This window comes from Halobaculum rarum, from assembly GCF_040025155.1.
Classification (GTDB): Archaea; Halobacteriota; Halobacteria; order Halobacteriales; family Haloferacaceae; genus Halobaculum; species Halobaculum rarum.
In genome coordinates, this window is the sequence record NZ_CP157275.1 from 1,374,543 (window position 1) to 1,399,423 (window position 24,881).

Genomic DNA, 24,881 nt, shown 5'->3' on the forward strand with positions numbered 1-24,881 from the left:
TCGTTGTTACCGCAGAGTGCTGTACCAACGACCACACACAGACACGGCGAATACGACTACTTCACGAACTGCAGCAGGTCGTCCCGCTTCGCCTCGCGAAAGTGACCGCGCAGCGCCTCCTTCAGCGGCTCGATGGAGCCCTTCTTCGCGGTGATCGGCGCGATCGTTCCGCCCTCGCCGGACCACTGCTGCCACGGCGGGTACAGCCCCAGCCGCTCGCACAGCTCGTTCAGCCGCTCGTCGCGGTCGTCAACCTTGTCCATCTTGTTCACCGCGACGACCGGCGCCACGTCCACGTCCTGGAGGAACTGGAACAGCTCCACGTCGTGGGGGATATCGCCCGCGTCGCTGTGGCGGTCGATGATATCGATCACGGCCTTCCCGTCGACGACGAGCACGCCCGCGATGATCGAGTCCGCGTTGTCCTCGATGTACCGAATCACGTCGGTCTTGATCGCCTCGCGCTTGCCCTCCTCGACGCCGGTCATGAACCCGAAGCCGGGGAGGTCGGTGAACATGAACGACTGGGGCGCCCAGTCGAAGTGGTTCGGCCTGCGCGTGACGCCCGGCTTCTTGCCCGTGGACACGTCGTGGCCGGTCAACTCGCGCATCAGCGTCGACTTGCCGACGTTCGAGCGCCCGACGAGCACCACCTCGGCGTCCCGGTTCGGTCGCCCCTCGAAAGTCATAGCGTTCGGTTGGACGAGAGGCCGGTTAAGCGACGCGGGTGAGGCCCCGGCGGGCGGGAGTCACTCCTCGCCGGCAGGAGACGCTCACTCCTCGCTCTCGTAGGACTCCCCGACGGCCGAGGGCATCCGGGTGGAGCCCCAGACGGTCAACACCACCACGACGGCGACGTACGGGAAGAGGTTGACCAGCCGGTTCGAGAGCTCGATGCCGGCCGTCTGGAACTGGATCTGTAGCATGTCCAGCCCACCGAACAGGAGCGCGGCGGCGGCCGCACCGAGCGGGTTGTAGTTGCCGAACAGGTACGCGACGATACCGATCCAGCCGCGGCCGTTCACCATCGTGTCCCCCGTCCCGGTGAACGACCCGGCGTGTGCGAGCAGCACCGCGCCCGCGAGCCCCGCCATCGCGCCAGAGAAGATCACCGCGGCGTAGCGGACGCGCGCGACGTTCACGCCCGCGGTGTCCAGCGCCTCGGGGTTCTCGCCCGCCGCCTGGATCCAGTAGCCGTACCGGGTCCGGTACAGCACCACCCAGGCGACGACGGCGACGACCGCGGTGAGCATCACCAACGGCGACGTGTCGAAGAGGATCGGTCCGAGGACGGGCAACTCCGCCAGCACCGGCACCGTCACGTCGTTCACGCTCACCAGTCCCGGGCTGTTGCGGTTGCCCCAGATCAGGACCGCCGAGAACGGTCCGAACCCGAGGCCGATGAACCAGACGGCGAGGCCCGCGACGATCTGGTCGGCCCGATACCGGATCAGCAGAACGGCGAACAGTAGCGTGTACACGAGGCTCGCGAGAACCGCGGCGACGACGGCGATCCAGAGGTCGCCCTGGGTCGGCGACTCGCCGCCGATGAGCCACACGAACGCCGCCGCGTTGGCCGCGCCGAGGATCATGAACCCCTCGAGGCCGATGTTGAACACGCCGCTCTTCTCGGCGTACAGCCCGCCGATGGCCGCCAGCGCGATGGGCGTGGCCGCCTGGATCGAGCGCTCGACGAAGCCGACCGTTACGATGCTCACGACCGGCAGGTCCAGCAGGACCGCGAGCGCCGCCGCGAGCACGAGCGCCGCGAGGACGCCCCCGATCCGGAACCGGTTGCGCTCGACGTAGCCGGCGACGCTCATCGGTTCTCACCCCCGAGACCGGTCCGACGGGCCGCCATCCGGAACAGCTCCGGGGCGGCGACGAACAGGACGACGAGCCCGACGACGCCGTCGATCAGCTGCGGGGGCACGTCGCTGTTGATACCGATGTGGGTCCCGGCGGAGTCGAGCCCGCCGAACAGCAGCGCGGCGGGGACGACTCCCAGCGGATTGTTCGCCGCGAGGAGGCTCACGGCGATGGCGTCGAAGCCGTACGTCGCCACCCCGCTCGGGTCGCTGTAGTACCCCTGAATCATGACGGCGAACATCGCGCCCGCGACGCCGGCGACCATCCCGGAGAGGGTCATCGTCGTGACGACGGTCCGCCGGGCGTCGGCGCCGGAGAACGTCGCGGCCGCGGCCTGATGACCGCTGGTCACCATGTCGTAGCCGATCCGCGTCCGGACCATGAGGAACGAGACGACCGCGACGACGACGAGCGCGACCGCGAGCCCGACCAGCGAGAAGTCGGGGCTGTCGAAGACGATCGAGGGCAACCCGACGTACTCCGGGATCCGGGCGGTGTTGGGTGCCCGGTTCCCCTCGCCGCGGAGCGGCCCCTCGACGAGGTAGCCGACGACGCCGACGGCGATGAAGTTGAGCATGATCGTCGTGATGATCTCGTTGGCGTCGCCGTACGCCTTCAGTACGCCCGGGAGCGCCCCGTAGAGGCCGCCCGCGACGACGCCGGCGACCGTACCGACCACGAGCAACGCGAGGCCGCCGACGGTGCCGCCGGGCAACAGCGGCGCGAACTGGAGGATGGCGATCACCGTGGCGAACCCGCCGACGACGAACTGCCCCTGCACGCCGATGTTGAACACGCCGGCCCGGAAGGCGACGGCCACGGCGACGCCGACGAGGACGAATATCGTCGTGAACCGCAACGTCCGAGCGACGGCGTTCGCGTCGCCGAAGGCGCCCTCGGCGACGTTCGCCAGGAACGCGACCGGGTCGTATCCCGAGAGCGTGACGGCGACCAGACCGATCGCCAGTGCGAGCGCGGTCGAGGCGGTCGCGATCCCGAGCCGCTGGAGCACCGTCGCGTCCAGCATCCGGGCGGCCGCCGCGTCGAGGACCGCCCGACCTCGGCCGGGGTCGGCGTCGCTCACCGCTCCACCTCGGAGTCGGCGGCCGTCGCGGACCCGGTCCCGCCGGCGTCGGCTGCGGCGTGGCCGCCCTCGCCGGCAGCGCCGCCGTCGTCGAGGCGTCTGCCGGCCATCAGCAGGCCGAGCTCCTCGTCGGTCACGGCGTCGGGGTCGACCGTGTCGATGAACTCCCCCTCGTACATGACCGCGATACGGTCGGAGAGGGTACGGATCTCCTCCAGCTTCGAGGAGACGAGCAGGACCGCGAGCCCCTCGTCACGGAGATCGAGCAGGCGGTCGTGGATGAACTCGATGGAGCCGATGTCGACCCCGCGAGTGGGGTGTGCCGCGACCATGACGTCCGGGTCGTGTTCGATCTCGCGGCCGACGATGAACTTCTGCTGGTTACCGCCCGAGAGCGAGGCCGCCTCGACGTCGACGGTCGGCGGCTGCACGTCGTACTCGTCCACGATGTCGCTCGCGTGCTCGCGGACCGTCGGCCAGTCGATGAGTCCACGGGTGACGTACGGCTCGACGGTCTGGTTGCCCAACAACGCGTTCCGAACCAGGTCGTAGTCCTGAACCAGCCCCTCCGTCTGCCGATCCTCCGGAATGTAGACGAGCCCCTCCCGGATCCGCCCGCGACGACTCGTTCCGGTGACATCGTCGCCGTCGAAGACGACGGTGCCCGAGTCGACGGGCCGAAGCCCGGTGAGCGCCTCGACCAGTTCCGTCTGTCCGTTGCCCTGCACGCCCGCGACGCCGAGGATCTCACCCTCGCGGACGGCGAGGTCCACGTCGCTGACCCGTTCGAGGCCGCGGTCGCCGGTGACGCGGAGCCCCTCCACGTGGAGCATCGGGTCGCCCGGCTCGGTCTCGCGCGGACGGCGCTCGAACAGCACCTCCCGACCGACCATCATCCGCGCGAGCTCCTGCTCGGTGGTGGTCGCGGCGTCGACGGTGCCGACCGCCTCGCCGTCCCGGAGGACGGTGACCTCGTCGGCGACCGACAGCGCCTCGTCCAGCTTGTGCGTGATGAAGACGAGCGACCGCCCGTCTGCGGCGAGATCCGACATCACGTCGATCAGCGAGTCGACCTCCTGCGGCGTGAGGACCGCCGTCGGCTCGTCGAGGATCAGCACCTCCGCGCCCCGGTAGAGGCTCTTGACGATCTCGACGCGCTGGCGCACGCCGAGGTCGAGGTCGACGACGCGCTCGTCGAGGTGCTCGTCGACGTCGAAGCCGTAGCGGTCGCAGATGGCTTCGATCTCCGTGCGCGCTGCCCCCTCGTCGACGAGGCCGCGGTCGGTCGGCTCGTGGCCCAGGACGACGTTCTGGAGGACGGTCATCGGCCCCACGAGCTGGAAGTGCTGGTGGATCATGCCGATCCCGGCGTCCATCGCGTCTCGCGGCGAGTCGAAGGTCCGTTCCTCGCCGTCGACGGCGATCGTCCCCTCGTTCTGGTCGTACAGCCCGTAGAGCACGCTCATCAGCGTCGTCTTTCCGGACCCGTTCTCGCCGAGGAGGGCGTGAACCGACCCCCGTTCGAGCGTGAAGTCGACCCCGTCGTTCGCGACGACATCGCCGAACCGCTTGGTGATGCCGTCGAGTCGGACAGCTGGCGTTGCTTGGTTACCGGTCATAGTGGGATACGTCAGTCATAGCAAACCTCGATCATGGAGAAATCGACCGCTGACGGCTCAGTTACAGCCGGAGGCGGTGCACGGCACCTCGATGTCGCCGTCGACGATCCCCTGCTTGGCCTCCTCGAGGTTCTGTGAGACCGCGTCGGGGAGCTCCCCCTCGAACGCCTGTCCGATGACGCAGTCGACACCCTCCTCGGCCAGCCCGAGGGTGTTCGCGCCGGTGACCGACTCGAACTCGTCATCGGCGACGGCGACGGCGACCTCGCGGGTCCCCTCGTTGATGTACTTGACCGCCGAGCCGATGATGACGTCCTGGAAGTCCGACAGCGTCACGGACTGGTCGGCGTCGACGCCGATCGCGAAGCGCCCCTTGCTCTGTGCGGCCTCGAAGACGCCCCGACCCGCAGCCGCGGCGGCGTGGTAGACGATGTCCGCGCCGTCGTCGTACTGGGAACTCGCGATGTCGGCCGCGGTGTCCGTGTCGGTGTAGTCCCCGATGTAGCCGACGTTGACCTCGACGTCCGAGTTGACCCACTCGGCGCCGGCGACGTACGACCGCTCGAACGCGTTGATGAGCGACCCGTCGACCCCGCCGACGAACCCGATCTGGGCGCTCCCCGGGTCCGTCTCGCTCCCCTCGTGGGAGAGCTCCTCGGTCGTCATCGTCCCGCCGAGCACGCCCGCGAGATACGACATCTCGTGGTTGGCCCACGTGTAGCCGGCCACGTTCGGTTCGTCGACGTGGTCGTTGATCAGCATCCAGTTCTGGTCCGGGTAGTCGACGGCGTTCTGGGTGAGCGCTTCCGTGTGGTTGTACGAGACCAGGACGATGAGGTCGTAGTCGCCGCTTGCGGCCAGTTCCGACTGCGTCGACTGGTACTGCGCCTGCGCGGTCTCCTCGACCTGGTTGATCTCGATGTCGTACTCCTCGGCCGCGCTCTGGAGTCCCTCCAGCGCGAGGTCGTTGAACGCGTTGTCGTCGAAGCCGGCCGGGCTGGAGACGATCGCGACATTCGTCGTATCGCCGGTTCCGCCACCGTCTCCGTCACTCCCGTCGGTGTCGGTGTCGCTGCCGGTATCGTCCCCGCCGTCTCCGTCGCCACCGTTGCCGTCGCCGTTGCCGCCGCCCGTACAGCCGGCGAGGACCGTCCCGCCGAGGACGGCCGCGCCCGACGAGAGGAGGGTTCGCCGGTCGACCGACCGCTCGGCGTGCTCGGAGCGCGATCCGCCGTCAGTGCTGTCCGAATCAGAACGTGATCTCATATCCCATAAACGATGAGCTGACCTGCATAAAAAAGTTACTCAGTAGCGGGAGAATCATCGATCGTTCGCGGGAGCAAACTGCAGGGCGGCGCCGAAGAATCAGGAGTCGACAACACTGGGATCGAGCACGACGCTTATCCCGTGAGGATCCCGACACGCTCCATGGACAAACAGCCCCTCCGTGAGCGGATCTGGGACGACTTGGAGGAGTCGGGTGAGGCCCGCTTCCCGTTCCCGCCGCACGGCCGGATCCCGAACTTCGCCGGGGCGGACGAGGCGTGCGACCGCCTGACCGACACCCCGGAGTGGAAGTCGGCGGAGACGCTCAAGGCGAATCCCGACGCCCCCCAGCTTCCAGTCCGTCGCGCCGCCCTCCGGGCGGGCAAGACCGTCTACATGGCCGTCCCCCGGCTCCGGGAGGAGCACCCGTTCCTCCGGCTGGCGCCCGAGGAGGTGCCCGACATCGACGAGGCGACCACCGTCTCCGGCTCCTCGAACCACGGCGTCCCCGTCGGCCCCGACGAGGTTCCCCACGTCGATCTGATCGTCTCCGGAAGCGTCGCCGTCACCGAGTCCGGCGGCCGCGTCGGGAAAGGCGAGGGGTTCGCGGATCTGGAGTTCGCCGTGCTGTCGGAGTTGGGCGCCGTCGACGACGCGACCGCGGTGGCGACGACGGTCCACGAACGGCAGGTCGTGAGCGACGAGGTGAATCTCGATTCTCACGACGTGCCGCTGGATCTGATCTGCACCCCCGAGCGGACGATCCGGCCGGGCGTGGTCGCCGGCAGCGACACCCGCCTCGCCCGCCCCGACGGCGTCGACTGGGACGCGCTCCCCGCAGAGAAACTGGAGTCGATCCCGGTGTTGCAGCGGCTGCAGCCGAAATGAACCACGTCGGCGGACGGTCTCCCGGGGCCGACACCGCCCGTCGATTATAACTGTTCGCTCCGTTGAGGTTCCCCCGTGCGACTGGTTCAGGTGATGGTGCCGGCGGGCAAGCAAGAGACCGTCCTCTCGACCCTCGACGAGGAGGGTATCGACTACGTGTTCTCCGACGAGACGAGCGGGCGGGAGTACACCGCAGTCGTCTCGTTCCCACTGCCGACGGAGGCGGTCGAGCCCGTGCTCGCGGAGCTTCGGGAGGCCGGGCTCGAACGCGACGCCTACACGGTCGTCCTCACCGCCGAGACCGTGGTCTCGAAGCGGTTCGAGGAGCTGGAGGAGCGATACGCCAACGACGAGGAGGGCAACGGCGACCGGATCGCCCGCGAGGAGTTGGAGGCACGGGCGACCGAGATGTCGCCCCGGCTGGGCGCGTTCGTGACGATGACGGTCATCAGCACCGTCGTCGCCACGGCGGGACTGCTGCTCGACTCGGCGGCGGTCGTCGTCGGGTCGATGGTGATCGCGCCGCTGATCGGGCCGGCGATGGCCGCCAGCGTCGGCACCGTACTCGACAACGAGGAGCTGTTCGCTCGCGGGGTGAAGCTCCAGGCGTTCGGGGCCGTTCTAGGGGTGGCGAGCGCGGCCGCGTTCGCGGCGGTACTCCGATACGGGCGGGTCGTCCCCTTCGGCGTCGAGGAGGTGTTCTCGATCGCGGAGGTACGCGAGCGGCTCGCGCCGGACGTACTCTCGCTGCCCATCGCGCTGGGATCGGGCGTCGCCGGCGCGCTGTCGCTCGCCTCCGGCGTCTCGTCGGCGCTCGTCGGCGTTATGATCGCGGCGGCGCTGGTCCCGCCGACCGCCGTCGTCGGAATCGGGATCGCGTGGGGTCAACCCGGCACCGTCGCCGGGGCGGCGCTGTTAGTCGTCGTCAACTTCGCCGCTATCAACTTCGCCGCGCTGGCGACGCTGTGGTACAAGGGCTACCGCCCGGAGTCGTTCTGGCGCCTCGACGAGACGCGCGCGACGACCCTCCGGCGTGTCGCCGTGCTCGGCGTCGCCATCCTGCTGTCGACGACCGTGCTGGCGGGCGTGACGGTCGCCTCCTATCAGAGCGCGCAGTTCGAGACCGCCGCCCAAGAGGAAGCCGACGCCCTGCTCGAGGGCGACGCGCGCGTACTCAATGTCGAGGTGACGTACGGCGGGTTCCCCTTCCGACAGCCGACCGCGGTGACGGTGACTGTCGGCCACCCGCCAGGAACGACGCCGCCGCGGATCGCCGAGGCGCTCGCGACACGCCTAGCGAACGACGTCGAGGCGCCGTTCGGGATCGGCGAGCCCGCGACCGCCGACGTGTCGGTGCGGTACGTTCCCGTCGAGGAGTCGCGCACCGGCGGGGACTCAGCGTGACACAAACGCGCATTTGTGTGTAAGATAGCTTAACGGTCCGCGCGGTCGTCTGTTCGGGCATGAACCGAACTACAGCACTCCCCGCGCTACTCGTCGCGGCCATGCTCGTGCTCGCGGGCTGCGCCGGGACGACCGGATCGAGCGCCACCAACGCGGCCGCGGCCGCGACGGGCGCGAACGCGACAGACGTGAACAGCATCACCGCCGACGGCACCGCGACCGTGAGCGCCTCGCCCGACCGCGCCGAGATAACCGTCGCCGTCGAGTCGACCGCCGACAACGCCAGCGCGGCCCGCTCGCAGGTCGCCGCCGACGTCGAGCGGCTCCGCGAGGCCCTGACCGACGCCGGCTACGAGGTGCGCACGGTCGACTTCCGGCTGTCGCCCGAGTACGACCACCGGAGCGACGAGCGCGAACTGGTCGGCTACCGCGCGTACCACGCGCTCGCGTTCGAGACAACCCCCGACGACGCCGGCAGCGCCGTCGACCTGGCGGTCGACAACGGCGCGACCGCCGTACAGGACGTCCGCTTCACGCTGAGCGACGAGCGGCGCGCCGAGCTCCGCGAGGAGGCGCTCGCGGCCGCCGTGGGCGACGCCCGCGCGACCGCGGAGACGGCCGCCGGCGCCGCAGACCGGTCGGTCGGAACCGAGCTGTCGATGCGGGTCGGCTCGGCGGGCGTCTCGCCGTACGACTCGCGGGTCGTCTACGAGACCGCCGACGCCGGCGCCTCCACGTCGTTCGACCCCGGCCCGGTGACCGTGTCGGCCTCGGTGACGGTGACCTACGAGTTGGAGTGACGAGTCGCGTCGAACTCTCCACTGCCGACCATGGCGGATCGAGGGGAACAGCCAAGTGATCTAGCCGACGACACGCCGACGTGACGGATTCGGACCCGCGAATCGTTACCGGCGCGATGCTCGGACTGTTCCTCGCGTTCGGCGTCGACGTCATCGTGATCGTCGCCGCGCTGTGGTACGTCGGTCGGGTTCCAACGACGACCGTCGTCGGCACGACGTCGGTGATTCTCGGCGCCTTCTCGCTATGGGTCGTCGTCCGATGGGTTCGGCTCCGACAACTCGGGACGAACACAGCGGATGCGACAGCAGGGATGGGCGCGACGCCGGCGGACGGAGCGGAAACGGACGGAGAGCCCGATCCCGTCGAGCGCCTCAAGCGCCGCTACGCGGACGGGGAAGTCTCCGATGAGGAATTCGAACGGCGGCTCGATCACCTACTCGACGCCGACAGCTGGATCGAGACTGGCGAGTTCGACGCAACCGAATCGCGAACCCGGACCCGAGAATCCGAGTAGCGCCTCAGTTCTCGCCGCGGGAGGGCAGGTCCGGCTCGAAGCCGACCGCCTCGACGGCCATGTCGAGGACGGCGTCGACGTTCTCGTTCTCCGTGACGCTCATGTACGCGTCCGCATCCACGTCTCTCGAGCGGTCGCTCTTGTTGCAGACAGTCAGGACCGGGGCGTCGAACCGCTCCTCGACCTCCGCGAGCAGTTCCAGTTGGTCAGCGAGCGGGTAGCCGCAGTCCCCGGAGGCGTCGACGACGAACAGGACGGCGTCCGCGAGGTGGGTGAGCGCGGAGACGGCCTGTCGCTCGATGCCGTTGCGGTCCTCCTCGGGCCGGTCGAGCAGGCCGGGGGTGTCGATGATCTGGTAGCGGATGCGGTCGCGCTCGAAGTGGCCGATCTGGACCGCCTTCGTCGTGAACGGGTAGGAGGCGATCTCGTTGGAGGCGCGGGTGACGTGGTTGACGAACGACGACTTGCCGACGTTGGGGTAGCCGGCGACGACGATCGCGGGCTCGTCGGGCCGGATATCCGGCAGCGTCTTGAGCGCGTCGCGCGCCTCCCCGACGGTGAGGAGATCGTCCTCGATCTCGTCCATGATGTCGGCCATGCGGGCGAACGCCTGCTTGCGGTGCTTGCGTGCGGTCTCGACGCCCGATTTGCGCATCTTCGCCTGGTACTCCGAGCGGAGCTCGTCGATCCGGCGGGAGGCCCAGTTGACCTCCGAGAGCGCCTGGCGCAGTTCGTCCACGTCGACGACCGCGTCGGCGAGTTCGTAGTAGAAGGGCTCGACCTCGAACTCGAAGTCGGGCCAGGAGGTGGAGACGTTGGCGAGGTTGTCCGAGAGGATGTTCGCGGCGGTGATCAGCATCGACTCCTGAGCGTCCCAGCCGTCCTTGGCGCGGCCCGTCCGGGACGCGCGGGAGAACGCCTTGTCGAGGAGTTCCTCCGCGCGGGGGGTGGTGGGGAGGTCTTCGAATGTCATAGTCAGTTGCAGGGAGTTGACGACGACGGCGTATAAGCCCGTTCGTTCGGGTTTCGCGTGCTCTCGGGTGTGTTTGGCGGAGTCGCAGTGACGGGCGGGCAGGACGACGTGGCGGTGCGACAGCCGAGCGCAACGCGGAGATCGCTCGCGTGCTCCGGGCAGACAGACCGCGGCCATGGCAGCGGTTCCACCCGAAACGGCGCCCGCGCGGCGCGGCTGAAACAGAGAGACACGCACGCGAAGCCGTCATCGTCGGAACAGCACCTTTATCAGTCGCACGAAGCGAAGTTCCAACGAGACTACTCTCGGAGGCTCATGGTGACGGAGCAAACACAACCGGAGGTGAACATCGGACTCGTCGGTCACGTCGACCACGGAAAGACGACGCTAGTGCAAGCGTTGTCGGGCGACTGGACCGACCAGCACAGCGAGGAGATGAAGCGCGGGATCTCCATCCGTCTGGGGTACGCCGACGCGACGCTGCGTCGGTGCCCCGACTGTGCCGAGCCCGAGTGTTACACCGTCGAGGAGACGTGCCCGGAGCACGACGTCGACACCGAGATCCTGCGGACGGTCTCGTTCGTCGACGCCCCGGGCCACGAGACGCTGATGGCGACGATGCTCTCCGGAGCGTCGATCATGGACGGCGCGGTGCTCGTCGTGAGCGCCACCGAGGACGTCCCGCAGGCGCAGACGGAAGAGCACCTGATGGCGCTGGACATCATCGGCATCGAGAACATCGTCATCGCCCAGAACAAGATCGACCTCGTCGACGACGAGCGCGCTCGCGAGAACTACGAGCAGATCAGGGAGTTCGTCGAGGGCACCGTCGCCGAGGACGCACCGATCGTTCCCGTCAGCGCCCAACAGGAGGTCAACGTCGACCTCGTCATCTCGGCGCTGGAGGAGCGCATCCCCACGCCCGAGCGCGACGAGACGCTCCCGGCGAAGATGTACACCGCCCGCTCGTTCGACATCAACCGCCCGGGAACGACGGCGAAGGACCTCCTCGGCGGCGTCATCGGCGGGTCGCTCGCGCAGGGAACCCTCTCGCAGGGCGACGAACTCGAACTCCGCCCGGGCCGTGAGATCGAGGAGGGCGGCTCCTCGGAGTATCACTCGATCGAGACCTCCGTGCGCTCGCTGCAGGCGGGCGGCCAGTCCCAAGACGAAGTCGGGCCGGGCGGCCTGCTCGGCGTCGGCACGGGGCTCGACCCCAGCCTGACGAAGGGCGACGCGCTCGCGGGCCAGGTCGCCGGCGAGCCCGGCACGCTGCCGCCGACCAGGAACGCGTTCGAGATGGAAGTCGAACTGCTCGACCGCGTCGTCGGCGAGGGTGACGTCGAGGAGATCTCCACCGGCGAGCCGCTGATGCTCACCGTCGGCACCGCGACCACGGTCGGCGCGGTGACGAGCGCCCGGACGGGCGAGTGCGAGGTCAACCTCAAACGCCCCGTCTGCGCCGAGGAGGGAGCGAAGATCGCGATCAACCGCCGGATGGGCGCCCGCTGGCGCCTCATCGGCGTCGGGACCCTCACGGAGTAACGAAGCCGGTGACGATGGTCGTCCTCGACACGAACGCGCTCATGATGCCGGTCGAGTGCGGCGTTCGCGTGTTCGAGGAACTCGACCGACTGGTCGACGACCCCGACCTCGTCACCCCGGAGGCGGTCGTCGCCGAGCTGGAGAAGCTCGCGGCGGGCGCCGGCGAGGAGGCCACCGCAGCGTCGGTCGGCCGCGACCTCGCCGAGCGGTGTCGAGTCGTGGAAACGACGGATCAGTACGCCGACGACGCGGTCGTCGAGCTCGTCGCGGGCGGCGCCGACACCGGCGCCGACGCGAGCGTCGACGGCTACGTCGTCACGAACGACCGCCCCCTGCGCGAGCGCCTCCTCGCTCGGGGCGTACGCGTAATCGGTTTAAGGGGCGCGAACACACTCGCGATAACAGAACCATAGCATGTACAAACGGGTACGACTCAAGGACACGGTCGAGGTCCCGCCGGAGCATCTGGCGGACGTGAGCCGCGGCCGCGTCCGCAAGCTCTTGCAGGACAAGTTGGAGGGACGCATGGACGAGGACGTCGGCAGCGTTGTCAGCGTCATCGAGGTCCAAGACATCGGCGACGGCGCCGTCCTCCCGAACAGACCGGGCGTCTACTATCAGGCGGAGTTCGACGCCGTGACCTTCGATCCGGACATGCAGGAGGTCGTCGACGGGAACGTCGTGGAGGTCGTCGAGTTCGGCGCCTTCGTCGGCATCGGCCCCGTCGACGGCCTGCTGCACGTCTCGCAGATCTCCGACGAGTACCTCGCGTACGACGGCGAGAACCAGCAGCTCGCCTCGACGGAGTCCGACCGGACGCTCGGCGTCGACGACGCCGTCAGGGTGCGCGTCGTCACGAAGTCGATCGACGAGCGCAATCCGCGCGACTCGAAGATCGGCCTCACCGCCAAACAGCCCGGGCTCGGCAAGCACGCCTGGCTGGAGGCGGACGTTCGACGCCGTGCCGAGGGGGCCCCCGCGGAGGGTAACTGATGGCGGAGGACCGCCTCGCCTGCCGCGAGTGCCACTTCGTCAACGGCCCGGACGCTCAGACCTGCGAGAACTGCGGTTCCTCCTCGCTGACGGAGGACTGGGCGGGGTATGTGATCATTCCCCACCCCGAGGAGTCCGAGATCGCCCCCGAGATGAACGTGAGCGAGCCGGGCAGCTACGCGCTGAAGGTCCGGTAACGGGCGAGCGCGAGGACGAACGCCATGCTCACGCTCCCCGACGACCTTCGCGGCGCGTTCAAAGATCCCATGGGCCCCGTCTACACCGACCCCGAGCGACTGCTCGCGGACGCCGGCCACCCGATCGTCGCCGTCGGCGACGTCGTCACCTACCACCTCCGCGTCGCCGGCCGCGACCCCGACGTCGCCGTGATCGACGGGAAGACGAAGCGCGAGGCCGTCGGCGAGGAGATCGCCGCCGTCCTCGACGGGGAGAATCGCCGGCTCGAAGTCGACAACGAGCCGGCGACGCTCTCGACGGCGATGCTCGACGCGCTGGTCGAGGCGCTCGCGAGCGACGACCCGATCGTGATCCACGTGACCGGCGAGGAGGACCTCGCGACCGTTCCCGCGATCGTCGCGGCCCCCGAGGGCGCGAGCGTCGTCTACGGCCAGCCCGATCAGGGGATGGTGCTCGTAGACGTGACCACGGAGTCGAAGCGGGAAGCGCGGGACCTCCTCGGGAAGCTCGATGGCGACACCGCTGGGGCGCTGGCGGCGCTGGGCGTCGACGGGTAGCCAGTCGCACACGCCGGGCTCCGCTCGCGGCCGCTGAATCGGGGTACAGCCCCTTCGAAATCCTTTTCCGCCTCTCGGGCGCACTCACTGACAACTGAACCATGGACATCGACATCATCTCCGAGGACGAGAACCCCATGCTCCACCGGACGGACGTCCGGTTCGAGGTGCAACACGACGAAGCAACCCCCGCCCGTCTGCAGGTCCGGGACTCGCTGGCCGCCAAGCTCGACAAGGGCTCCGACGAGGTCGTCATCCAGGACCTGGACACGAAGTTCGGCATGCGCAAGACCGTCGGCTACGCGAAGGTGTACGAGACGGCCGATCACGCCGCCGACGTGGAGCAGGACTACGTCCTCGAGCGGAACGCCATCACCGGCGACGAGGACGCCGAGGCAGAGGAAGCCTAACGCCGGATGCGCGTCCTCGGCGTCGAGGGCACGGCCTGGTGCGCCAGCGCCGCGGTGTTCGACGCCGAGGCCGACTCCGTGTTTATCGAGTCCGATCCCTACGAACCCGACAGCGGCGGCATTCACCCGCGCGAGGCCGCCGAACACATGGGCGATGCGATCCCGCGGGTCGTCGAGACCGCTCTCGAACACGCCCGCGAGAAGTACGACGACCGCGCTATCGACGAGCCGCCGGTCGACGCCGTCGCGTTCTCGCGCGGCCCGGGGCTCGGTCCGTGCCTGCGAATCGTCGCCACCGCGGCGCGAGCGCTGGCGCGGACGCTCGACGTGCCGCTGGTGGGCGTCAACCACATGGTCGCACACCTGGAGATCGGCCGCCACCGCGCCGGCTTCAACTCGCCCGTCTGTCTGAACGCCTCGGGCGCGAACGCTCACCTGCTGGGCTTTCACGACGGTCGCTACCGCGTGCTCGGCGAGACGATGGACACCGGCGTCGGCAACGCCCTCGACAAGTTCACGCGCCACGTCGGCTGGAGCCACCCCGGCGGCCCGAAGATCGAGGAACACGCCGAGGACGGCGAGTTCGTCGAGTTGCCCTACGTCGTGAAGGGGATGGACTTCTCGTTCTCGGGGATCATGTCGGCGGCGAAGGCCGCCTCCGACGACGGCGTTCCCGTCGAGGACATCTGCTTCTCGCTGCAGGAGCACGTCTTCGCCATGCTGACCGAGGTGGCCGAGCGGGCGCTGTCGCTGACGGGCACCGACGAACTGGTGCTCGGCGGCGGCGTCGGGCAGAACGCGCGCTTTCGGGAGATGCTCGCGGGAATGTGCGCCGAGCGCGGCGCCGACTTCCACGCCCCCGAGCCGCGCTTTCTCCGCGACAACGCCGGGATGATCGCGGTGCTCGGCGCGAAGATGGCCGCCGCCGGCGACACCGTCGCGGTGGCCGAGTCCGCCATCGACCCCGACTTCCGCCCGGATCAGGTGCCGGTGACCTGGCGCACGGGCGAGTCGGTCGCGCGGGTGCCGAGCGCGGCCGGCGAGGAGGATGGCGAGAGGGACGACCGCGACGCCACCGACCTGCGCGGCGCGGAGGCGACCGTCGAGGTCCGCGGCGACGAGGTCGTGAAACGGCGGCTCCCGAAGGGGTACCGCCATCCGGAACTGGACGCGACGCTGCGGCGCGACCGGACCGTAGCGGAGGCGCGCCTGCTCGCGGCCGCCCGCGAGGCGGGCGTGCCGACGCCGCTCGTGCGCGACGTGGACGTCGCCGAGGCGACGATCACGATGCAGTTCGTCGGGGAGCGCGATCTGGCGGCGGCGCTCACCGCCGACCGCGCACGGACGGTCGGCGAGCACCTCGCGCGGCTCCACGACGCCGGGATCGCCCACGGCGACCCGACGACGCGCAACGTCAGAGTCGGGCGTACAGGCGGATCTGAAGACCGACGGCTCTTCTTCATCGACTTCGGCCTCGGCTTCAGCTCCGATCACGTCGAGGACTACGCGATGGACTTGCACGTGTTCGAGCAGTCGATCGAGGGTACCGCGAGCGAGGCCGGCCGGCTCGTCGCGGCGGTCGAGGACGGCTATCGGGCGGTCGGCGACCCGGCCGTGCTGGACCGGCTCCGCGGCGTCGAGGGACGCGGTCGCTATCAGTAGCGCCGCCGATGGTCAACGCATCGGGACGACCGGGTCGCCATCCCGGATGAACCTTCGGCGCCGAACTGTCCGGCACGAGCCAAAACGATTTATCCGACGGCGTTGTTATCCGAGTCATGGCAGACAAACCGCAGACCGGGGAGCTCTTCGGGATCCCGTACAACTTCGAGCGTCCGAGCGTCGGTCGCCTGCTGTCCTCGTACTGGAAGCCCGGCAAGGGCATGCTGGTCAAGAAGCCGTTCGGCATCGGCTACACGCTCAACCTCGCGAACTGGCGCTCGTGGCTCGTCCTCGTCGTCGCGGGCGCGCTGCTGTACCAGGAGCGCTCGAGCGGCGACGGCGACGCCGACGAGGAGGCCGAGCCGGTCGAGGTCGTCGTCGACGACGACTGAGCGTCGGGATTCGACGCTTACTCCGTCCACTTCTCCGACTCCGCGCGATCCCGCCAGGCGCGCTGCTGTGCGCGCTCGGAGACGTGGTCGACCCCGTCGGCGACGTCCTCGCGGACGGTCGCCTCGAACGCGTCCAGTTCGTCGAGGAGGTTCCGCCGATAGGCGGTGACGAGCTCGTACGTCCAGCGGTCCTCGACGACGCCCGCGGGGAGCAGTCGGTCGCGGATCTCGTCGGCGTACTCGTCGTGGCCGGCAGCTCGGAGGAGGTCTTCCGCCTCCGCGAAGCGGTCCATCGCGTGGCCGGTTCTATGGTGACAGCCGAGCAGATCGGCGTACGCGCGGTATGCGTGTTCGATCCCGAGTTGTACCGAATGCAGCGCGGCTCGCTCGTCGGCCGTCAGGTCGGGGACGGGTGAAGCCGGTTCGTCGACGGACATACCTTGGGTTACGTCACCACACACCAAGGGCGTTGTGCGCCCGAACGGTTAGGGGGACCGACGCCGAGGGAGGTCGCATGAACGGGCCGTTCCTCGCGTCGGCGGCGCTGATGGTGTCGTCGCTCGCCGGCTACGTCCTCGGAACCGTCGCACCGTACCCCGGTCGGGAGGCGAGTATCGCGGGACTACTCGTGGGCGTGACGCTCTCGACGGTGACCTACGGTCGGAGCGGCGGCGGAGCGACCGAGCCCAGGAGCGATGCGGGAGCGACCGAGCCCAGGAGCGATGCGGGAGCGACCGAGCCCAGGAGCGAGGCACACGAGGGGAGTGAGTCGCGGTGATCCGCGCGATGTCGTACACGGACGGGGAGGCCGCGACGTTCGAGGAGGTGACGGCGGCCGCGGAGGCGCCGGGCACGACGTGGGTGTGGGTAAACGCAGCGGACGGGGACGCCGCCGCAGCCCGGGAGGAACAGGCGAGCGCGGGGCGCGTTCCGCGACCGACGGGCGACCTCGCGACGGTAACAGAACGGTTCGACATCCACCCCCTGCACGTCGAGGACGTGCTCGGCGACGCCCGCCCGAAGTCGGAGCTGCTGGACGAGTACGCGTTCCTGCTCGTGAAGAGCGCGCGATTTCGCGTCGGCGAGACGACGTTTCTCGAGGAGCTCCGGACGCGTCCGGTGGGCGTGTTCGTCGGCGACGACTGGCTGGTGACGGTGACGACGGACAGCGACGACGCCGTCGAGGCGGTGTGGAACCGACTCGCGGGCGCCGACAGGCGGGCGCTGGCGCGCGGGGCGGACTTCGCGGGCTACCTCGTCGTCGACCGGATCGTGGACGGCTACTTCCGCCTGCTGGACGAGTTGGAGGACGACATCGAGACCGTCGAAGAGCGCGTCATCGAGGCGCCCGACCCGAGCACTCTCGCGGCGATCAACGAACTCCGGCGGGAGCTGCTGTCGGTCCGGCGGGTCGTGTGGCCGACACGCGACGCGGTGAACGCGCTCTCGCGCGGCGACGCCGACCAGATCGCCGAGGCGACCGAGAAGTACTACCGGGACGTGTACGACCACCTCGTGCAAGTGGTGGAGTTGACCGAAACGTACCGCGATCTCACCGCCGGCGCGCGCGACATCTATCTCAATACGCTGTCGCAGTCGACGAACGAAGTGATGCGCCGGCTCACGGTCGTCGCGACGATCGTGCTCCCCCTGACGTTCGTCGCCGGCGTGTTCGGGATGAACTTCGAGTCGATGCCGGAGCTCGGCTGGCCGTACGCGTACCACGCGACGATGCTCGGGATGGCCGGCATCGCCCTCGTGCTCGTCGCGTACTTCCGGCGCGAGGGGTGGCTGTGATCCGAACGGGGTCGACGGCGCGACCGGTCCGCCGCCAGAGCCGAGTCGATCCGCCGGCCGCCGCGTGACGCTCACCCGTCGACGATCCGCCGCACCGACCCGCCGTCGTCGCCGACGGTACAGACGTACAACTCCCCGTCGGGCCCCTCCCCGAACGAGAGCAGCCCGCCCCCGAGCCCGTCGGTGGCGACCGCGCGGGTCGGCCATCGACCCGACTCGCGCGGCTCGGCCAGAAACAGGTCGCCGCCCGGGCGGTAGTCGCCGAACACGTACGTCCCCGCGAGGTCGGCGACGGCGTCGCCGCGGTAGACGTAGCCGCCGATGACCGAGATCCCGGTCACTTCGCCGTCGCCGGAGTGGGGGTACTCGATCACCGGGTCGATCAGCGGGTCGCCGTCGGGCGTCTCCGTCGGCGCCTCCGCGGCGTCGAACGGGTGGAACCCTTCCCGGACGTTCCAGCCGTAGTTGCCGCCGACACCGACGCGGTTCACCTCCTCGTAGCGGTTCTGTCCCACGTCGGCGACGAGGAAGTCGCCCGTCTCGCGATCGAAGCTGAACCGCCACGGATTGCGGAAGCCCCACGCGTACTGCTCCGGAAGTCCCTCGCCGTCGACGAGGGGATTGTCGTCGGGAACGCCGTAGGGGTCGCCGCCGTCGCCGATCCCTACGTCGTCGCCGCCGAGCGGATCGATGCGGAGAACGCTGCCGAGGAGGTTCTCCGCCACGTCCTGGCCGTTGCCGCCCGCGACGCCGTCGTACCAGTCCTCGACGTGGCCGGTCCCCCGGTCGCCGCCGCCGCCGCCGTCGCCGACGCCGACGTACAGCAGTCCGTCCGGGTCGAACACGATCGACCCGGCGTTGTGGTTGGCCTGCGGCTCCGCGATCTCGAGGAGGACGCGCTCGCTGTCGGGGACGGCGGCGTCGGGCGTCGCACGGAACTCCGAGAGGACGAAGGTGTGGCTGTAGTCGCTCGGCATCTCGTCGCGCAGAGGGGCGCTGTACCGGACGTACACTCGGTCCTCGTCGGGGAATTCGGGGTGAAACGCGAGCCCGAGCAGTCCCATCTCGCCGCCCGCCCGGGCCAGTCGGTCGGCCACATCGAGGAACGGCGACCGGTCGCCGCCGGAGCCGTCGTCCCCCCCGCTCGCGACGACGGTGACTGTGCCGCCCTGATCGACGACGTACAGGCGGCCGTCGACGGCGGCGGGCGCCTCCAGTCCCAGCGGCGAGGGGAACCCCTCGGCGACTGGTTCGGTCGCCAGCGAGCCGGGACCGACGGGCGCCCCGTCGGTGGTGGTTCCCTCGGTCGCGTCGGCGGTGTCGGTTCCGGCGGTCGTGTCGGATGCGTCGGTCGGATCGGTCGCCTGTCCGCCGCCGGGAGCGCCCACACAGCCCGCGAAGGCCGTCGCCGCGAACGTGCCCGCGACCCCCGTGCGCCGGAGGAACGACCGACGATCGAGCAGTTTCCCCCGTTCGGGTCGGTTCATGACCGCGGTAACGAGCCGTCGAAGGGAATACCCGTCGCCGGTTCAGGCTCACGGGAAACGGTATGGTGCCACGGAACGTACATTTCGGCATGAAGCGAACGACGTCCATCGCGCTCGGAGCCGCCGGCGGACTCGCAGCGGCTGTCGGGCTATGGGGCCTCTACCAGCGATACACGACCGAGACGGTGCCGTACACCGTCGTCGCGCACATCGGTGACACGGAGCTTCGCCGGTACCCGCCGACAGTCCTCGCGGAGACGGTCGCGGAGGACGAGCACGAGGCCTTCCGGCGACTATTCAGGTACATCTCCGGCGCCAACGAGGCGAGCGACGACATCTCGATGACCGCGCCCGTGAACGTGAGCGACAGCGAGAGCCGAGGCGACGGAGGCCGCGCGAACGACGACTCCGACGGCGTCTCCATCCCGATGACAGCGCCGGTCGAGCGAACGGACGCCCCCGGCGATGGTGCCCGCATGGCGTTTTCTCTCCCCGCCGACTACGACGCGGAGTCGGCGCCACGACCGACCGACGAGGACGTGACCCTCGTGGCGGTGCCAGAGCGAACGCTCGCGGTACGGCGGTTCTCGTGGCGGCCGACCGACGAGCGGATCGAGCGGGAGACCGACCGGCTTCGTGAGTCGCTGGCGGCGGCGGACGTGCCGACGGACGGAGAGCCGTTCTATATGGGGTACGACGCGCCGTGGACGCTGCCGTTCCTCCGGCGCAACGAGGTCGCCGTCTCGGTGGAATCGGCCGGGTGAGCGGTGCGAGGCGGTCGTGTGAGGCTATCGCGACAGTGATCAGACGGCGATCGTCTCGCCGAGGTCGGGTGCCGCGGCGTCGTAGCCGTCCGCGCGCAACTCCTCGGCGAACGTCGGGCACCGGTCGCCGTGGTTGACGAGGACCGTCGCGCCGTGGTAGTCATCGAGGAGCGACCGGAGGCCGTCGCGGTCGGCGTGCGCGGAGAAGTCGAACAGTTCGACGCGGGCGGCGATGGGGACGACGCCGCCGTCGAGTTCACAGCGGCCGTGTTCGAGCAGCTGTCGGCCGTTCGTCCCCTCGACCTGATAGCCGGTGAGACAGACGCGGTTCGTCGGATCCGAGCGGAGCATCGGGAGGTAGCGCATCACCGGCCCGCCGGAGAGCATTCCGGAGGTGGTGACGATGGCCTCGTTGTCGGCGGCGATGCGCTCTCGTTGGCCGTCACTCCCCGTCACGTACCGCGCGCCGGACTTCGCCCGCCGGAGCGCCTCCGGATCGCGGACGTACTCGGGGTACCGCCGGACGATGTCGGTGACACGCTGGCCCATCCCGTCGAGGTACGGCCGGATCTCGGTGTCCTCCAGCACCGTCAGCACCTCCTGCGTACGGCCGATCGCGAACGCGGGGATCAGCGCGGTACCGCCCTCGTAGCGCGTGGTGCGGACCGTCTCGACGAACCGCTCCTCGACACGGGCGCGGTCCTCGTGAGTCACGTCCGAGTAGGTGCTCTCGCAGATGACCGCGTCCGCGTCGGGGCGCGCCGTCGACCCGGACAGCAGGCGGGTGTCGTCGGTGTGGAAGTCGCCGGTGTACAGCAGCCGGGTGTCGCCGTCAGTAACGAGGACGTGGGCGCTTCCGGGGATGTGGCCGGCGTTGTGGAAGGTGATCTCGTACTCGGTGCCGCCGGCGGCGACGGTGAACGGTTCGCCGTAGCCGTGGCGCTGCTCGACCTCGCCGAGGCGCTGGACGTGGTTCTCGGTGAAGGTGCACTCGTAGCCGCGCAGCTTCAGCGTGTCGCGCGCGAGCACCCGCGCCAGCTCGGCCGTCGGCGGCGTCCAGTGGATCGAGGGCCGACGGTCGCCACGCAGCAGGGCGGGCACCTGCCCGACGTGGTCGAGGTGGCCGTGGCTGACGACGACCGCGTCCGGCTCCGGCCGGCCGACGGGGTACTGCGGCGGTTCCCCGGTCAACATCCCGTAATCGAGGAGGAGCGCGTCGTCGACGAGAATCGCCGAGCGGCCCACCTCGCGGGCGCCGCCGAGGAACTGAATCTCCATTGGCGGGACGGAGGCGCTCCGAGTGGTTGGCTTCGTCGGTTCGGGATGGACGAGGGGAACCGACGCCGGCGGACGACGCCGCGACGGCCCCCACGGGCGGGGCAACGACGGCGACGACGGCGGCGCTCTCAGATCACCTGGACGGCGACCAGCGCCGCTGCCCCCAGCGCCAGCACGCACAGCACGCCGACCGAGAGGGTCGACAGCCGATTCATGTTCATACCGGGATCCGGCGAGGAGTCGCCACATAGCCGTTCGATCCCCCGTATCAGGGGTAAAATCGAGATCGCGACGGGGGTCGCGCGGCGACCGTCACTCGACGAAGTGCGACCGCGCGACCGTGACGGAGCGGTCGCCGAGGGCGAACGATTCGATCGCCCGGCGGGCGATCCGGGAGCGTGCCGCACCGCGGCCGAACAGCGCCGCCGCGACGCGGACGAGGGACGGGGGAACGCGCCGCCCGTGGTCGAGCCAGAACGCGAGGTTCGCGGCGGATCGCCGCTGGAGCGCGATCACGCGCTCGACCGTCGGCCGTCGGCGTGCCTCGAACGCGCGGAGCCGGGACCGCGGGACGACCCCCTCCGAGTACGCGAGCGCACGGACGATCCGGTCGTGGGCGACGACCGCGTCCTCGACGGCGAGGGGGTTGCCCTGCGCGCCGATCGGGCTGGCGACGTGGGCGGCGTCGCCCAGGATCAGGAGCCCGTCGCGGGTCCAGGTGTCGGCGATCCCCGGCGAGACGTCCAGTAACGTCGTGTCAGCGAAGCCGTTGAGGTTGTCGTCGACGGCGGCGGCGATATCGGGGTCGACGGCGGCGACGCGCCCGCGGAAGGCGTCGAAGCCGGCCGCCCGGATCGCCGGCCACTCGCCGTCCCGGAGGAGATAGCCGACCTGCAGGTCGCCGCCGCCGAGGCCGAAGTGGACGAGGACCCCCTCGCGGGCGATCTGCCCCTGCGTGCCCGCGTCGACCGCGCCGGCCGGGAGCGTGAACCAGACGAGATCGATCGGCGACTCGAACAGGCCCGGATCGATCCCCGCCTCCTCGCGGACCGTCGAGTAGCGGCCGTCCGCGCCGACGACACAGCGCGCCTCGACCGCGACCGTCTCGTCGGCCGCGCGGTCGCGGGCGGTCACGCCGCGAACGGCTCCGTCGTCGTCCGTCACGAGTCCGGTAACGGTCGTGGCCGGATGAAACGAGAAGCCGTCGAAGGCACCGGCGCGGTCGACGAGGCGTTCGAGCAGCGCCGGCTGCTCCATCATCAGCGCGTACGGGTAGTCGGTGTCGAGCAGGTCGAACTCGAGGACTGAAACGCGCTCGCCGTACAGCGAGAACGCCCCCTCGGCGACCGTCTCGTGGGCGAGGTCGAGCACGTCCTCGAGCACGTCCATCTCGTCGAACAAGCGGACGACGCCGGGGTTCCAGCCGAATCCGCGGTACACGCGCTCGAAGGTGCCCTCCCGTTCCACGAGCGTCACGTCGACGCCGCTGCGTGCCAGCAGGTACGAGAGGACCGCGCCGCCGGGACCGCAGCCCACCACGGCGACGTCGGTACGGTCGGTCCGATCGGCCTCGGGCGGATCAGTCTCCGACAGGTCCGACCCTGGCGAACCCGCGGTGGGGGCGTCGACCATCGCGCCTCAGTCGTCGGCGCTCGCGGCGCCCACGTCCGTGTCCGCCTCGCCGAGTCCCGGAACGACGCCGTCCTCGCGCCAGCCGCGCGCCTCGTAGTACTCGTCCAGCGCCGCATCGAAGCCCTCGATGTCGTACGGGAGCGCGTCGTCCGCGCGGTCGAAGCCGCGGCGGTTGTTGAACGCCCGCTCCAGTTCGACCACCCGCGCGCCCACCTCCAGCAGGTCGTCGTAGTCGGCCTCCAGCAGGGAACCGAGCCGCTCCTCGGTCATGAAGTCGCGACTGAACTTGCAGGCGACCGCCGAATCGAGGACCGCGTTGTGGTTCTCCGCGGCGGCGACCATCGGCGCCTTCCCGTCGAGTCCGCGCTTGTCGACGGCCTGCTCCTTGTCGACGAGCGGGTACTCCTTCGGGTAGAAGCTGGCGTACATGTGGTCGGCGCCGCGGTTCGAGGTGGCAAAGGAGAGGCCCTGCCCGTTCAGCGTCCGACCGTCGTGAGCGGCGAACTCCAGCCCCTTCACCGACCAGTCCTCGACGCCCAGCTCGGGGGCGGCGCGGTGGACGCCCTCAGCGAGCAGGTCGCCGACCTCGCCCTCGCGGTAGGCGGCCTTCCGGAGCGCCTCGCGGGCGCGCTCGGGGTTCGCGAGGTCGTCCTCGCTCTTCAGGTAGGCGGCCATCGTGTCGCCCGCGGAGATGGTGTCGACGCCGAGGCGGTCGCACAGCTCGTTGGCCTTCATCACCTCGACCACGTCGTCGACGAGCTGGTTCGACCCCCACGCCATCACCGTCTCGAACTCCGGCCCCTCCGTCTCGACGCCGGATTCCTCGTCTCTCGTCGGGAGCTTGCACGCGAACGCGCACTGCGAGCAGGTGCCCTTCTTGTACTTCTTCGATTCGACCGCGTCGCCGCCGATCCCCTCGACGCCGTCGAACGACAGCGCCGAGAAGTAGTCGGTCGGCAGCGCCTCCACCTCGTTGGCGTACTCGGTGACGCTGGTGGTACCCTGCCGCTTCATCACGTGGTCCGACGTGGCCGCCTCGCGGTGGATCTCCGTCCCGATCGGGTCGATCTCCACGTCCGCCTCGCTGTCGCCGTCGAAGGTGAGCACCTTCACGTTCTTGCTTCCCAGCACCGCGCCCATCCCGGTCCGCCCGAACGCGCGCGTCTCGCTGGTCAACACGCACGCGTAGCGGACCAGGTTCTCGCCGGCGGGACCGATACACGCGAGATGCTCGGCCTCCAGATCGTGCGTGTCCTCGGCCCACTCGGTCACCGCGGGCACCTCCGCGCCCGCGAGGTCGGGAACCTCCTCGAACTCGACGCCGTCGTCGCGGACGTGGACCGCCAGGGGAACGTCACTGACGCCGCGGAGCTCGACGGCGGCGTACCCCGTCCCGGTGAAGTTCCGCGAGAGGAAGCCGCCGGCGTTCGAGGAGGCGACGCCGTCGGTCAACGGCGAGACGCTCGTCATGTTCATCCGGCCGGTGAAGCTCATTTGCGAGTGCTGGAGGGGGCCGGTCGCGAGGTAGACGCGGTTCTCCGGGCCGAGCGGGTCGACGTCGAACGGGACGCGGTCGAACGCCAGTTTCGTCGCGACGCCGCGACCCCCGGCGAACTCGCCGAGCACGTCGTCGATGTCCTCCTCAGTCGTCTCGCGGGCGCCGAGGTCGACCGACAGCAGCGGACCGGTCGCGTGAATCATACGCATGGGTTTCCCGGCGAGGGTCGTAAATCCCGCTGTCGGTGGGC

26 protein-coding genes are annotated in these 24,881 nt (G+C 69.8%); 15 read left to right on the forward strand and 11 right to left on the reverse strand.

Features of this window, described 5'->3' with window-relative positions; genetic code table 11:
- Window positions 1-56: 56 nt before the first annotated feature.
- From engB to ABJD39_RS07290, 5 genes are all read right to left on the reverse strand, one after another.
- Window positions 57-689: a GTP-binding protein EngB gene (engB, locus tag ABJD39_RS07270; RefSeq protein WP_348613504.1), complete on the reverse strand. Its 633-nt coding sequence runs from the start codon at window positions 687-689 to the stop codon at window positions 57-59.
- A gap of 84 nt (window positions 690-773) precedes the next feature.
- Entirely contained in the window at window positions 774-1,823 is a 1,050-nt protein-coding gene (locus ABJD39_RS07275) for an ABC transporter permease (RefSeq protein ID WP_348613506.1), read from the reverse strand.
- Complete coding sequence (locus ABJD39_RS07280) at window positions 1,820-2,896, reverse strand: ABC transporter permease (RefSeq protein WP_348613725.1); 1,077 nt, start codon at window positions 2,894-2,896, stop codon at window positions 1,820-1,822. The genes ABJD39_RS07275 and ABJD39_RS07280 overlap by 4 nt, the downstream gene beginning before the upstream one ends.
- A gap of 53 nt (window positions 2,897-2,949) precedes the next feature.
- On the reverse strand, window positions 2,950-4,572 hold the full coding sequence (locus tag ABJD39_RS07285; RefSeq protein WP_348613508.1) for an ABC transporter ATP-binding protein: 1,623 nt from the start codon (window positions 4,570-4,572) through the stop codon (window positions 2,950-2,952).
- Window positions 4,573-4,629: 57 nt separating this feature from the next.
- Complete coding sequence (locus tag ABJD39_RS07290; protein WP_348613510.1) at window positions 4,630-5,838, reverse strand: BMP family lipoprotein; 1,209 nt, start codon at window positions 5,836-5,838, stop codon at window positions 4,630-4,632.
- Between the two features lie 162 nt (window positions 5,839-6,000).
- Here ABJD39_RS07290 and ABJD39_RS07295 point away from each other — a divergent pair, with 162 nt between their 5' ends.
- The 4 genes from ABJD39_RS07295 (at window position 6,001) to ABJD39_RS07310 (ending at window position 9,445) form a co-directional block, all read left to right on the forward strand.
- Window positions 6,001-6,726, forward strand: a complete 726-nt coding sequence (locus tag ABJD39_RS07295; RefSeq protein WP_348613512.1) for a 5-formyltetrahydrofolate cyclo-ligase — start codon at window positions 6,001-6,003, stop codon at window positions 6,724-6,726.
- A 75-nt stretch (window positions 6,727-6,801) separates the two neighbouring features.
- Window positions 6,802-8,130, forward strand: coding sequence for a TIGR00341 family protein (locus tag ABJD39_RS07300; RefSeq protein WP_348613514.1), 1,329 nt, complete (start codon window positions 6,802-6,804; stop codon window positions 8,128-8,130).
- 59 nt (window positions 8,131-8,189) lie between these two features.
- On the forward strand, window positions 8,190-8,930 hold the full coding sequence (locus ABJD39_RS07305) for an SIMPL domain-containing protein (RefSeq protein ID WP_348613516.1): 741 nt from the start codon (window positions 8,190-8,192) through the stop codon (window positions 8,928-8,930).
- An 80-nt stretch (window positions 8,931-9,010) separates the two neighbouring features.
- Window positions 9,011-9,445 carry an SHOCT domain-containing protein gene (locus tag ABJD39_RS07310; protein ID WP_348613518.1) on the forward strand — a complete coding sequence of 145 codons (435 nt, stop codon included), beginning with the start codon at window positions 9,011-9,013 and terminating at the stop codon, window positions 9,443-9,445.
- 4 nt (window positions 9,446-9,449) lie between these two features.
- Here the strand turns inward: ABJD39_RS07310 and ABJD39_RS07315 are convergent, their stop codons facing one another.
- Complete coding sequence (locus ABJD39_RS07315) at window positions 9,450-10,418, reverse strand: NOG1 family protein (protein WP_348613520.1); 969 nt, start codon at window positions 10,416-10,418, stop codon at window positions 9,450-9,452.
- Window positions 10,419-10,733: 315 nt separating this feature from the next.
- Here ABJD39_RS07315 and ABJD39_RS07320 point away from each other — a divergent pair, with 315 nt between their 5' ends.
- The 8 genes from ABJD39_RS07320 (at window position 10,734) to ABJD39_RS07355 (ending at window position 16,175) form a co-directional block, all read left to right on the forward strand.
- Window positions 10,734-11,963, forward strand: coding sequence for a translation initiation factor IF-2 subunit gamma (locus ABJD39_RS07320; protein WP_348613522.1), 1,230 nt, complete (start codon window positions 10,734-10,736; stop codon window positions 11,961-11,963).
- Window positions 11,964-11,977: 14 nt separating this feature from the next.
- The gene (locus ABJD39_RS07325) at window positions 11,978-12,376 is read left to right on the forward strand and encodes a PIN domain-containing protein (protein ID WP_348613726.1); all 399 of its coding nucleotides are present in this window, start codon (window positions 11,978-11,980) and stop codon (window positions 12,374-12,376) included.
- A gap of 1 nt (window position 12,377) precedes the next feature.
- A complete protein-coding gene (locus tag ABJD39_RS07330) occupies window positions 12,378-12,956 on the forward strand; it encodes a DNA-directed RNA polymerase (RefSeq protein WP_348613524.1) in 579 nt (192 codons plus the stop codon).
- Complete coding sequence (gene spt4, locus ABJD39_RS07335; protein WP_073308612.1) at window positions 12,956-13,153, forward strand: transcription elongation factor subunit Spt4; 198 nt, start codon at window positions 12,956-12,958, stop codon at window positions 13,151-13,153. Before ABJD39_RS07330 ends, spt4 begins: the two co-directional genes overlap by 1 nt.
- Before the next feature lie 24 nt (window positions 13,154-13,177).
- Window positions 13,178-13,711: a GTP-dependent dephospho-CoA kinase family protein gene (locus ABJD39_RS07340; RefSeq protein ID WP_348613526.1), complete on the forward strand. Its 534-nt coding sequence runs from the start codon at window positions 13,178-13,180 to the stop codon at window positions 13,709-13,711.
- A gap of 101 nt (window positions 13,712-13,812) precedes the next feature.
- On the forward strand, window positions 13,813-14,121 hold the full coding sequence (locus ABJD39_RS07345; protein WP_348613528.1) for a 30S ribosomal protein S24e: 309 nt from the start codon (window positions 13,813-13,815) through the stop codon (window positions 14,119-14,121).
- A gap of 6 nt (window positions 14,122-14,127) precedes the next feature.
- Window positions 14,128-15,783, forward strand: coding sequence for a bifunctional N(6)-L-threonylcarbamoyladenine synthase/serine/threonine protein kinase (locus ABJD39_RS07350; RefSeq protein WP_348613530.1), 1,656 nt, complete (start codon window positions 14,128-14,130; stop codon window positions 15,781-15,783).
- Between the two features lie 116 nt (window positions 15,784-15,899).
- On the forward strand, window positions 15,900-16,175 hold the full coding sequence (locus ABJD39_RS07355; RefSeq protein WP_348613532.1) for a DUF5808 domain-containing protein: 276 nt from the start codon (window positions 15,900-15,902) through the stop codon (window positions 16,173-16,175).
- A gap of 17 nt (window positions 16,176-16,192) precedes the next feature.
- Here the strand turns inward: ABJD39_RS07355 and ABJD39_RS07360 are convergent, their stop codons facing one another.
- Window positions 16,193-16,612 (reverse strand): hypothetical protein, encoded by a 420-nt coding sequence (locus ABJD39_RS07360; RefSeq protein WP_348613534.1) that lies wholly within the window; start codon window positions 16,610-16,612, stop codon window positions 16,193-16,195.
- Window positions 16,613-16,689: 77 nt separating this feature from the next.
- On the opposite strand from ABJD39_RS07360, the gene ABJD39_RS07365 reads away from it, so the two are divergent.
- Together ABJD39_RS07365 and corA are read left to right on the forward strand one after the other, a co-directional pair.
- Window positions 16,690-16,953 (forward strand): hypothetical protein, encoded by a 264-nt coding sequence (locus ABJD39_RS07365; RefSeq protein WP_348613536.1) that lies wholly within the window; start codon window positions 16,690-16,692, stop codon window positions 16,951-16,953.
- Window positions 16,950-17,972 (forward strand): magnesium/cobalt transporter CorA, encoded by a 1,023-nt coding sequence (corA, locus tag ABJD39_RS07370; RefSeq protein ID WP_348613538.1) that lies wholly within the window; start codon window positions 16,950-16,952, stop codon window positions 17,970-17,972. The genes ABJD39_RS07365 and corA overlap by 4 nt, the downstream gene beginning before the upstream one ends.
- 71 nt (window positions 17,973-18,043) lie before the next feature.
- Here the strand turns inward: corA and ABJD39_RS07375 are convergent, their stop codons facing one another.
- Window positions 18,044-19,459 (reverse strand): PQQ-dependent sugar dehydrogenase, encoded by a 1,416-nt coding sequence (locus ABJD39_RS07375; protein WP_348613540.1) that lies wholly within the window; start codon window positions 19,457-19,459, stop codon window positions 18,044-18,046.
- 89 nt (window positions 19,460-19,548) lie between these two features.
- Here ABJD39_RS07375 and ABJD39_RS07380 point away from each other — a divergent pair, with 89 nt between their 5' ends.
- Window positions 19,549-20,223, forward strand: a complete 675-nt coding sequence (locus tag ABJD39_RS07380; protein WP_348613542.1) for an SOUL family heme-binding protein — start codon at window positions 19,549-19,551, stop codon at window positions 20,221-20,223.
- A gap of 39 nt (window positions 20,224-20,262) precedes the next feature.
- On the opposite strand, the gene ABJD39_RS07385 is transcribed toward ABJD39_RS07380, so the two are convergent.
- From ABJD39_RS07385 to ABJD39_RS07395, 3 genes are all read right to left on the reverse strand, one after another.
- Window positions 20,263-21,501: an MBL fold metallo-hydrolase gene (locus ABJD39_RS07385; RefSeq protein ID WP_348613543.1), complete on the reverse strand. Its 1,239-nt coding sequence runs from the start codon at window positions 21,499-21,501 to the stop codon at window positions 20,263-20,265.
- A gap of 312 nt (window positions 21,502-21,813) precedes the next feature.
- The gene (locus tag ABJD39_RS07390; protein WP_348613544.1) at window positions 21,814-23,133 is read right to left on the reverse strand and encodes an FAD-dependent monooxygenase; all 1,320 of its coding nucleotides are present in this window, start codon (window positions 23,131-23,133) and stop codon (window positions 21,814-21,816) included.
- A gap of 6 nt (window positions 23,134-23,139) precedes the next feature.
- Window positions 23,140-24,834 (reverse strand): aldehyde ferredoxin oxidoreductase family protein, encoded by a 1,695-nt coding sequence (locus ABJD39_RS07395; protein ID WP_348613545.1) that lies wholly within the window; start codon window positions 24,832-24,834, stop codon window positions 23,140-23,142.
- Window positions 24,835-24,881 lie beyond the last annotated feature (47 nt).